Here is a 10,599-nt window from a genome sequence, read left to right as displayed (position 1 = left end):
TCCATGTCCGCTTCCAGCTCTGCCTCATCAAAGAGCTGGAGCTGATGGAGTTTCTCGCTGCTGGCGGCAAAGCGCTGGATCCTCCGCAGACGCAGCAGCTCTTCGAGTAACAGGATATGGGCGTCACGCCGCTGAATAGCATCTTCTTTGGATTGAAGGACTTGTTCTTTGGACTTGAGAGAGTGATCGAGGGTGCGAATGACCTCTTCTTTTAACGCCAGCTTTTGCTGAAAATCAGCAATAACCGCCAACAACTCAGCGGCGCTAAGGCCACTGAGAACAGGTGATGGGGTGAGGTTTTTCGGCGTCATTTTCATGAGGAAATTATAACAAAAACAAGGCGGTAAAGCACGAGGTTGGCGGTATTAAAGCGTCTCATAATGCAGTGTTTTATGGCCCTGCATCAAGGAGATATCGTAGCCATCGAGCAACCAGTTTATCTGCTCGGAAGAGAGGGATAGTAGCTCATCGGCAGACGATGGCCACTTGAACTTCTCCTCGGCCAGGGCCTTGTAATAGAGCACAAAGCCGTTGTCCTCCCACATCAGACACTTGATCTTGTTGCGGCGGCGATTGGTAAAGGCATAGAGGGCACCGGTGAATGGGTTGTGCCCCAGTTGTTGCTCGACCAGCGCCGCGAGACCATGGACTTGTTTACGAAAATCGATAGGCGCCCGATAGAGATAGATCTGCGGCATGGTCAGAGCCGGACGCAGGTAACGAGGGCGCATTACAACTGCCTCATGATGGCGCCGAGCAAGTCGATATTGCCCGGATGTAACCCGGAGAGAGTGATGCCGTTGGGTAAGGTGAGTGTCAAGCCGACTTCGTTCGTGACAGGAACAGGCATGGCGACTCTGACAAAGCCGGGAAGAGAGTCCGAGGCCGCAGCCGCAGGCTGTTCGAGCTTCTTGCGCCAGTAAGCAAACTGGTGATAGACCAGTGCCTGGCTTTTGCAAAAGGCATGGCCGGAGAGGCCGGAGTCAAGCCAGGCGGTGATCTGCTGTCGCCAAAAATCAGCACGTTCTTGAGTGGTCATAGTGAAAATCCAACGAAGAGGTAATGGATTTCAAGTGTGACGAGCTGATTTCTGAAAAAACAGATGCCGATTCAAGGGCGCTTACACCTTGTTCTCAAGGCAAGTCGCTCAATTGCATTTGTTTCGACACAAAGAGACGCGATATAAATTGCCCCCCTAAGGCTAGTAATCACACCACCACCACCATTGAAATAATTTCCAAGGTGAAGTCGCATTTCTCTACCAGTCCAACTTAGGGCAGATGTAAACCAGCTAAGATATCGATTTGATACAGATTGTATCTTGGCTTTAAATGCAGCTAATGTAATAAGGTTTCGTTTTGTGTAAAAGTGATGTGCATTTGTGATTCCAATTCTCAAAGGTTCGCTGGTCTTATCCCCTTTTGGGATGCTGCCTGTAGGAAACCAATAATCACCTTTAATATTATTTATGCAATTTATTAAATCTAAATCATGCTCATCAGGTTTCTTTTCTAAGCGTTTTTTGTTAAAAGTATAGTTTATCAAAACAGGAACTTGTTTTGTCTTCCTCACTGCTTGATTTATTTCAAAATCAAAATAATTATCCCAAGATCGCTCCATGCTTCTTTTGGTTAGTGATGCGGAGCAATGGGGACATGAGAACTCATTTTTTACTCCTGCCCCTTGTGTATCTACTGCTTCATTCCAAAAAACCACCTCTCCCGCACAGCTTTGGCAAATAAAAACATCTGACCAAACTGTATAGTTAATCTTTCCTTTTGTTTTGCCGTCTGTATGGAGCGTTTCATACATCCATCCACACTCTTCTTCAACTTCTTTAATAATTCTGGCAGCTTCTTTTTCGAATTCGGAAACATCAATAGGAGTGTTATAGTTGTAGGCAATAAAAGTGGCTGCAGGTGATAAATCATTTAGCACCGCTTTACGAGCGCCAAGCTTTGAGAACGGTTTCCACACCATACTCCCGTTGTCGTTAATTTCTTCCTGCAAAATGGTGCCATCGGCTTTGACCTGATAGCCCAGCGAAGCGACTGTTCCGCGGTCGCCACACATCTGCGCAGCAACACCGGTCATCCCGGTTCCACAAAAGCCGTCAAAAACAATATCCCCCGGATTGGTGTAATGCAGGATATAACGCATAATGGCTTTATGCGGTACCTTGGTATGGTAGGAGTGAGCGTTATAAATAGGATCGTTTTTCCCTTCACTGACATCTGCCGCAAATGGCTCGCGATGATATTCCTCATCAGTATCAGGTTTTTGTGCTTCCCATTCCGCAATAAAATCGCCAATCCAAGGATTAGGGCAGGCCGTGTAATAGGGCGGATCACTCAGATTTAAAATATCTTCATCGCTTCCGATGGGAAACCCTTCAATTTTACGAAATTCTGGATCTTTTAATTTTTCTGCCAGCAGGGCTAAAAAATAGTCACGGCGAGCCTGATCGTTGGCAAAGGTTTTGCCTAAGCAGGTCACTGGACCTGCCACCTGATCTTGTTGTGGGCTATCACTGGAAAATAAGCTGTCTTGTTGCATGGCATTTCCTATAGCGGGAGCGGCTTAATACCGCCCCGCAACTCTTGATTAATCGATGATGATGCGAACTTTCGCGATGTCTTTGCCCTGACAGAGTTTGTTCAGCAGGCGGTTAAAGCGCTCAGCGATTTCGTCACGCCCCTGAGGTAAACCTTGACCGAGTGCATGCACGAGTTCGGCGGCGCTGACTCGCACCTCCTCCAACCCGGCGAGAACCAGATTGACCGCCTGAACAAAGGCGGAATCCAGTGGGTCAGGTAGCTGCCCTTGCTGAATAAAATCATGAATTAACTGTGCCTGTTCGGCTTTGAGCAGATCCAGATTAATAAAGGGGTCATCCAGCAAGCTGCTGAGGTTACTGAGCCAATCGCTTTGCAGGCTGTCGAGCCGCTGCTCCAGACTCTTCAATTGTTCGCTGGCTGGCGCCTTGCCGCTCTCTTGGCGAGCATTAAACTCCATGGGGTTGGCATTCATCGCCAGCTGCTTGGGGTCGATAGGCTTGGCGGCTTGCAATTGCGCCGCCTCTTTACGCCACTCAGCCAGTTGTGTGGCCGGGAGCAAGGCTATACCGCTTAAGATCTCCAGCTCAGCCAAGCGTTCGTCATTCAACAGCTTGGCTTTGGTCTTCTCTTCGTTGCTGTCGAGACGCGCTCGCATATAGAGCTCAACATAGTGTTTGGCATAGTCGGTTTTCAGTGCCGACAATGTGCTGAGCTGCGCGGCCTTAAAGCTGTTATCACCGCGCAGAGACGGATTGGCCAAGCCTTGGCGTAGGGCATCACGCGCCAGCTTGACTTGTTCTTGCCAAGCATGTGATTCAGGCAGTACCAGCTGCGCCTCTTTGAGGTAGGCGCATAGGGGTGCCAAATCGCCCACTACGGTTTTAAGCTGCACAAAGTTGTGCCATGCCTGCAGCATCTGTTGGTATGTGGCGATGTCGGCGGCAGTCACCTTAAGATTTTTCAGCTTGCCGGGTTTGTCGTAGCGCGCAATGGTTTCCAAAAAGTTCTTCAGCTCGCTCAGCTGGGTGGAGAGCGTCTGCTCCTCGCTCTCTTCCAGAACCGATTGCCCCCACAGTGGCAAGCGATCCTTAACGCTCTGCTGCCCCTTGACCAGCTCGTTAATCAGCGCCTCGGTGCGCTTTAACATTTCACGCACCACGTCTTCATTACCTTGCTGGATCGAGGTGGCTAGGCCATCGTTCATCTCCAGCAGGGTGAGCAAAGCTTTTAACGCGGTGATATTAAAATCCTTGGGCGCCTGGATATGTTTAAAGTCTCTGAGCACATCAAAGGCAATGGACTTGAACTTGACCACATCGCTGGCGGTCAGGGTATGGCCGACCACCACCAACTCGAGCTCGCCGCTGTAAACCAAGCAGGCGATCAATACCAGCAGCCATTCTGGCTCCAGGCGGAAGCTATCGGGTTTAAAGTAGAGGCGGGAGTTGATGGCCTCCAGCAATTCGACCTGATTGACCACTTGCCCTTGCTGCTTGCTTTGCAGGACAGCCAAAACGGCTTGGGCATAGCGCGATTGCAGCGGAGCGATTTTATCGCCATCCAGTAATTCCAACGCATCGAGCACGGCATTGGCGCGCTTGGTGGCCGCACCACCAGAGACCACACTTAACGCATCCTTGGCTGCGCTTTCGATGTTCTCGTAGGTGATCCATTGACTAAAGGTGGGATACTCAGGTGCCAATGCTTCAAAGTGATTGGCCAAAATGTGGCTGGCAACGGCTTCGAAGATATCTTTGAGACTGCCGATCTGGCTATCGCCAAGCCCGGAAATACTGCGAACTGAGGTGCCTTTGATCCAGTCCATCATCGGCTTACTTTGCCCATCGTATTGGGCAATATAGGCCTCTTTGAAGTGGCTCTTGAGCCAAGTCTGCATCTCTCTGAGATAGCCTTCAGCCTTGAGTTTGTACACATTCTTAGCGTTACCGGTAGCCGAGGCATGCAAGTCGATGGCTGCTGCGTAGTAGTTCAAGCAACGATCAAACTCGGCGTCGGCGTTTTGCAGGATAAACAGCACTTCATCGCTACGGATAAACTCTTTTTTCAGCTTGGGCGGGTTATAGGGCTGAATAAAGTACATGTAATAGTCGAGCGGCGGTTTGGCTGTCTCGCGTTCATTGGGTGAGCCAAGAAATAACCAACCAGGCCGATTAACGTTACGGTCCAGCCATTTCAGTTGATGTTCCCACATCTGAGTGCTGGTGTGTTGTCGATCAGGTTCTCCAAGGATTTCCAACATTGCGACACGATATGCGCCATTACGGCTATCATCCGTCAGCAAGGGCACCTTGTTTTCGATATAGGCATCAAAATCTTCGGTCTTTTTCAAATCCAAAAAGAACTGGTCGTTAGCCTTGTTTTTGGAGAAGAACTGGCCGTTGACGGTTTTACGGATCTTGGTCAATACCGCGACGATCTGGGTTTCCAGGTTTTTGCTCTTCTCACCTGGCAACTGTTCGATGCCGGGTAGATAGAGGCAAAGGGAATCACGCAGTTCGGCGGCTGTGGCCCCCATCTCGTTATAGACATCGCCCACGGACAAACGATGGATGGCCAATCCGGCTACCAAGCGCTTGGCAAAATCGATCTCCGTAGCGGTGGGATAGGCTTGGTCGATTCGCGTAAATAGGGTTTCACCGACCTCAATAACCTGCCCGATCTCCGGGTTGGTTTTGGCGCTAGGGTCGCTTCTTAGCTCATCCCAGTAGGTGTCGTAAGAAAACACACCTGGCTTATCGGTAGGTATCACCTGTTCCATCAAGTCTTGCATCTGTCGCGACAGGCTACGCAGTACCTGACGTTGCTCAATACCCGCGCCCCGCACGCGCTCGAAGGTATTGATGTAGTCAGGATGCACTGGGAACATGCGCACAAATTCGTCGAGGCGTTCGTTCATGCGATCAAAGCAAGGGGTGAATTGCTGCAGATACTCGCGGATCCAATGCAGTTGCTGGGCATCTTTTTTGAGCAGACGTTCGGCGACGACATATTTGATATCGTCACGGGTGATGAGCACCTGCTCGGCCCGGTCACGGATGCGTTTGACTTCTTGGGTGGCGAATGCGAGTTGCGTGCTATCGAAAATGGCTTCCTGCACACCGCAGATGAAACGGAAACGGGTGCCATCGATCACTTCACCCATCACGCGCATCATCGCCATATCCAACGGCAGTTGCTGCTGATTACGAGAGCGCAGGTAATCGAGAATTTCATCGCAGATCAGCAGCAAACCTTGGTCGGGATAGCGCTCGTGAAACAGCGCCATCATCTCTTCAAAGTAGGGTTTATGATTGGATGAGATTTCATCCATGGCTGGGAATTGGTAGTCGATCCCCATCTCGGCCAGGCCTGATGTCAGGTTGTCGGTGACAATATCGGCAAAGGCTTTTTTGCTCGCTCCGACTTCAAAGCGGATAACTTTGAACTTGCCTGCAATCTTGTTCGCAGCTTCGCGAACCTTGTCGTTAGTGATGAATTGTGCCAGTTCTGGAAATTCGGCCACCGCCGAGATCACCGACATCAAATGTGACTTACCTGAACCGTAGTTACCGACCACCCAGAGAGATTTGTTATCAACGGACTCTTCAAACTGCAGCTGTGGAATGATGATGTCCGCCAGCTTTTGCGACATTTTGTCCGAGATGACATAAGACGCCACCAACTGCTGCGCTTTATGCTGCTCTGCGGACTCTTTAAGTTTGATGATGGTGGTGACGGGCTCGAACTGAATGAGCTCTCCGTACTTTTTCATTTTTATTCCCTCTGCTCGGTAACGTGAATGATCGGTATGCCAGCCAGATCGTTCACTGAGTAAGATTGATAGTCATCCCGCCCGGGGACTGAAAAGGTTAAGAACTGTCCGGAAATCTGGCCTGGCCAGATAGCAATAATGGGTTTGAGACGCGCTAATTCCTGTAGCTGGCGCAAAGGGTCCAGCTCTAAGGATGGTTCAAACAGCACCTGAACTCTGTCTAGCCATACCACATCGGATACTGCGCCATTAAGCATTTGAGCGATGATGTCAGCTGCCTTGCGTGCTCGATCGCGGCTTGATAGCGGTAACAGACGTTCACACAGCAGCTCAGATATGTCGATTTTAGTTGCCGCGTCGTTCTGCAACGCAGAGGCTATAACTGGCTCTGGCGCATTGACGACCAGCACCAGAGCACTGGATTGGTCTGCTACCCGGCCGAGGGCTGCCTTGGTTTCGGCGTGTAACTCGTGTGCTGAGGATACGCGTGTCAATGTGATGTTTTGCCCGATCATCTGTTGAGTTTACTGACAGGAATAACTGAAACCATTCTAGCGACTTAGCGTTACAGTGTCCCAACGGAAACCGTGAGGCGAACAGGGTTTTTTCCGAGGTTTTGAGTATTTTGTCTATTTGGCGTTAAGGTTACGGCCGCCCACTTGCCAATAGAGCTTCCACACTCTGTCGGTGATGATCCAGGTCACGAGAGTTTTGACACATGTTGAGACCTGATGGATGCCGAACCTCGGAGTTGAAATCCCGAGGTGCAACTGCTCAAATGGACCAATTAGCCGGAACAGTAGTACAGGATTGTCATAATCTGGTATGGAAATGACGGTTCACACAGACAAGCATGCCGAGCATGAGTGATACCATTCACCCCTGATCTACCGATGTGTCCAAAAGCCGCAAGGCGGATAAAAATTTCAATCTGGATTTTTAATCATGTTAAAGCAGGCCAAGCTTAAGAACTTCACCACTCTACCCAATGAAACCATGGTGTTCGCGCCGGGTCTCAATGTGATTGTTGCGGAAAATGGTTGTGGCAAGACGCATTTGCTCAAAGCCATCTACTCGTTGCTAAGCGTCAATACCGGTAAGGATCTTTCAAAAACTGGTTTGCAAAAAAATTATGCCGAAAAGCTGATGGGTGTGTTTAGGCCAGAAAGCTTGGGGCGACTGGTAAAACGCAAACAAGGGCGTGAGCGCTGTGAAATTCAACTGCAGATGGCTGACTCTCAGCAAGATTGCGAGATCAATTTTGCTTCCAATGCGGCGACCGGTGTTCAGGTTGAAATTGTCCCGCAAGCGAACTTGAGCCAACCGCCCGTCTATTTGCCGACCCGAGAACTCGTTACGCTTTGCCCTTGGTTTATCAACTTGTACGACAACTACCATCTGGAATTTGAAGAGACCTGGCGCGATACCTGTTCATTGCTGGGGGCTCCATCGGTAAGAGGCCCTCGAGAAAAGTTGGTTGCCAAACTGATGCAACCACTGGAAGAGGCCATGGACGGAAAAGTTCTTGTTGAGGCCAATACGGGACGATTTTATCTACAGCAGTCTGGCCAGAAGTTGGAGATGCCGCTGGTCGCAGAAGGTTTGCGAAAACTGGCAATGTTGGCGCGGTTGATCAGTACTGGTGTACTACTCGAGCAGGGGTATTTGTTTTGGGATGAACCAGAATCAAACCTGAACCCCAAACTAATCAAGATATTGGCCAAGGTAATTCTGTCGCTGGCGGAACAAGGGATTCAGATTTTTATCGCCAGCCATTCGCTGTTTTTGCTGCGCGAGATTGAAGTGTTGGCTCGCAGCGACTATGCGAGCGTTGCTCGCCGTTACTTTGGTTTGAGCCAGGGTGAAGAGGGAACTGTGCTTGAGCAGGCAGATGAGCTGGAAGATATCCAGACGCTGGTGCTACTGGATGAAGAGCTGGAACAGTCAGATCGCTATTTGGGGTACGGTGAATGACGCAGATCACTGAAGGGGCGTTGACGTTTACCTTTCCGGATGAGGCTTTGGTGTGTAAATACGATGAGATGAGTTTTTACCGTAACCAGTTCATCACGATGATGGATGGTATCAAAGCGATGGACTTGGCATATATCGATGGGCAAACATGCTGGCTGATCGAAGTCAAAGACTATCGGATCCATCAACGCACCAAGCCTAGTGAGTTAACCGATGAAATCGCAGACAAGCTGCGTAACACCCTCGCGGGGCTATGGGCGGCTAAATGCAATGCCAATGATCAGGATGAAAAGCGATTTGCGGCTGCGGCAATCAAAGCGAAAAGAATCCGCGTAGTTCTTCATCTGGAGGAATCACCTCTCCTCGGCCGTTTGGCTCCGGCCAAGTCGCTGAAAGCGGGATTACAGCAAAAGATGAAACAAAAATTAAAGAGTGTGGATGCTCACCCTTGTGTGGTTGATCAGCGTTCACTCAAGCCGGAAATGAACTGGACGGTAGCGGGATAACTGAATAGTTGCCCACCAGGCTCGTGCTTGCTTCTTTTCCTTCTAGGTTGTTCGAGTCCATAGATCAAAAATCCCCCCCATCAACTTTGCGCTGATGGGGATTAGCTATAACCAGCCCCGCTCTGCCATCGACACTCTCCCTTCGGTGCCGATCACCAGATGATCCAGCACGCGGATTTCAACGGTGGCCAGTGCTGCTTGGAGTCGTTCTGTGAGTGACCGATCGGCGCGACTGGGCTCAGGCAAGCCGGATGGATGGTTGTGTACCAGGATCACTGCTGCTGCATTGCAGGCCAGCGCGGCCTTTACCACTTCGCGCGGGTAGACGGAAGCAGCATCCAGCGTGCCTTGGAACAGCTCCTCAAACTTGATAACTCGGTGTTGGCTATCCAAAAACAGGATGGCGAATACCTCGCGCTCATAACCTTGCAGCAGGGTTTGTAGGCAACTGTAGGTGAGGCTTGGCGAGGTCAACGCCTTGCCCTTGGTGACTCGAGCGCGGGCCAGCCGGTTGGCCATATTCAGAATGTCCTCGGCTGTGGCGGGTTCGGTGAGGACATAAGTGCCCTGAGTTTCACCGGCTTTGAATTTGTTGGTTGGCATGGTGCTGTCTCCAAAATAAAACATCCCCCGGCTGGTTGGCCGGGGGATGTTTTGTGGTTTATGTCGGTTTTGTGGGGATGGGTTAGGGCGAGCTGTGCTTGTTGGCGTGAGCTGTGCTCGTGCGCAGTGGTCGCGCCAGGTAATCGGTGTGGATGGTGAGTGAGCCCCGGATAAATTGCTGGTGGAGCGCGAGCAGTGCCTGCTCCAGCACGGGCGGTGAGGCATCGTCAAGGGGATTGGCCTGCAAGTGCCAGAACTGGTGACGTTCGGCATCAAAGCTCAGCTCCTCCACTGTCTTGCGCTGGTCGTAGAAGTCACTAGCGTTGGTCAGCCCAACCAGTTGCCAGGTAAGTCCAGACCACACCAGATGTAGGGTGGTGGATTGCGGTAACTGCGACAGACTGACTGGCGGGGTAGGCGTCAGATGCAGTAACCAGTGTTCGCCATCAAACGTTGGCTCGAGCCCGGCTTGGCGGGCCCAGTGTTGCAGTCTGATGGACGCGGATATCGAGAGGGGGAGTGTCGCAGTCATGACGGGCCTCCTAGTGACCGTCGATGGAAACGTTGAAGCACTGCATCAGGGAGTAGAAGAGGAAGTTGCGCTGCCACAACGTGAAAACATCGCAGGCTTCGCGCAGTTGCAACCATCCCCATCCCAGCATGAAGTACTCGCCATCGAGCAGGTTGAAATCCAGCTCTTTGCGCAGCGGTGAGTCAGGCCCTTGAAAACAAAAGTCGGTTACCGAATCCACAAGCCAGCCATTGAGACCGCGCACCAATCGAATATGGACGGGATGAAACCCGCCCCGCTCTGGGCTATAGCCTGGGTCCTCAAATCGCAGTGTCATGACGGTGACGCGCTCAAGACAGAACTCTGCCTGTGCGGTTTCGTCACGCAATAGGGCCAGTAACTCGTCGCTGACCGGCAGCGGGAGTGAGTGCGTATCAAAGTCTAGACTCATGGTGACCTCCGGATACGGGAGCCGTGGGTGCGCCAAGTAGCTTGTCGAGTGCAAGGGTGACCCGTCGCCGGATGTCGTTCGTGATGTGATGCTGAAGCTTGGCCAGTACAGCGCTGAGGACAGCCAGGTCATCGGTCAGCCCTGCATATTCCCACGCATGGCGATCGCTCAATAACATTCATGCCGATCACGTAATAACATCCATGTCGATCACTCAATAACAT

At 51.1% G+C, this 10,599-nt stretch carries 10 protein-coding genes and 1 pseudogene; 2 read left to right on the top strand and 9 right to left on the bottom strand.

Annotated features, from left to right (window positions below; translation table 11 throughout):
- The 6 genes and pseudogenes from ACYVG7_RS01650 to brxF form a co-directional block, all read right to left on the bottom strand.
- Window positions 1-317: pseudogene (locus tag ACYVG7_RS01650) on the bottom strand (hypothetical protein); the annotation flags it as partial.
- A 48-nt stretch (window positions 318-365) separates the two neighbouring features.
- Window positions 366-731 (bottom strand): IS66 family insertion sequence element accessory protein TnpB, encoded by a 366-nt coding sequence (tnpB, locus tag ACYVG7_RS01645; RefSeq protein ID WP_460881511.1) that lies wholly within the window; start codon window positions 729-731, stop codon window positions 366-368.
- Window positions 731-1,039, bottom strand: a complete 309-nt coding sequence (tnpA, locus tag ACYVG7_RS01640; protein ID WP_460881510.1) for an IS66 family insertion sequence element accessory protein TnpA — start codon at window positions 1,037-1,039, stop codon at window positions 731-733. The genes tnpB and tnpA overlap by 1 nt, the downstream gene beginning before the upstream one ends.
- Window positions 1,040-1,110: 71 nt before the next feature.
- A complete protein-coding gene (locus tag ACYVG7_RS01635) occupies window positions 1,111-2,556 on the bottom strand; it encodes a DNA methyltransferase (RefSeq protein WP_460881509.1) in 1,446 nt (481 codons plus the stop codon).
- A gap of 48 nt (window positions 2,557-2,604) precedes the next feature.
- Entirely contained in the window at window positions 2,605-6,330 is a 3,726-nt protein-coding gene (locus ACYVG7_RS01630) for a DUF6079 family protein (protein ID WP_460881508.1), read from the bottom strand.
- Between the two features lie 2 nt (window positions 6,331-6,332).
- Complete coding sequence (brxF, locus tag ACYVG7_RS01625; protein ID WP_460881507.1) at window positions 6,333-6,845, bottom strand: BREX-3 system P-loop-containing protein BrxF; 513 nt, start codon at window positions 6,843-6,845, stop codon at window positions 6,333-6,335.
- Window positions 6,846-7,275: 430 nt separating this feature from the next.
- On the opposite strand from brxF, the gene ACYVG7_RS01620 reads away from it, so the two are divergent.
- The gene (locus tag ACYVG7_RS01620) at window positions 7,276-8,304 is read left to right on the top strand and encodes an AAA family ATPase (protein ID WP_460881506.1); all 1,029 of its coding nucleotides are present in this window, start codon (window positions 7,276-7,278) and stop codon (window positions 8,302-8,304) included.
- On the top strand, window positions 8,301-8,810 hold the full coding sequence (locus ACYVG7_RS01615) for a cysteine--tRNA ligase (protein WP_323580921.1): 510 nt from the start codon (window positions 8,301-8,303) through the stop codon (window positions 8,808-8,810). Before ACYVG7_RS01620 ends, ACYVG7_RS01615 begins: the two co-directional genes overlap by 4 nt.
- A 105-nt stretch (window positions 8,811-8,915) precedes the next feature.
- On the opposite strand, the gene radC is transcribed toward ACYVG7_RS01615, so the two are convergent.
- The 3 genes from radC to ACYVG7_RS01600 form a co-directional block, all read right to left on the bottom strand.
- The gene (gene radC, locus ACYVG7_RS01610) at window positions 8,916-9,413 is read right to left on the bottom strand and encodes a RadC family protein (protein ID WP_460881505.1); all 498 of its coding nucleotides are present in this window, start codon (window positions 9,411-9,413) and stop codon (window positions 8,916-8,918) included.
- An 82-nt stretch (window positions 9,414-9,495) separates the two neighbouring features.
- Window positions 9,496-9,945, bottom strand: a complete 450-nt coding sequence (locus tag ACYVG7_RS01605) for a hypothetical protein (RefSeq protein ID WP_460881504.1) — start codon at window positions 9,943-9,945, stop codon at window positions 9,496-9,498.
- 10 nt (window positions 9,946-9,955) lie between these two features.
- Window positions 9,956-10,375 carry a DUF2787 family protein gene (locus ACYVG7_RS01600; RefSeq protein WP_460881503.1) on the bottom strand — a complete coding sequence of 140 codons (420 nt, stop codon included), beginning with the start codon at window positions 10,373-10,375 and terminating at the stop codon, window positions 9,956-9,958.
- Window positions 10,376-10,599 lie beyond the last annotated feature (224 nt).

It is taken from the genome of Pseudaeromonas pectinilytica, from assembly GCF_054780855.1.
Note: the sequence above shows the minus strand (reverse complement) of the source record. Positions and strands in the feature narration are given on the sequence as shown.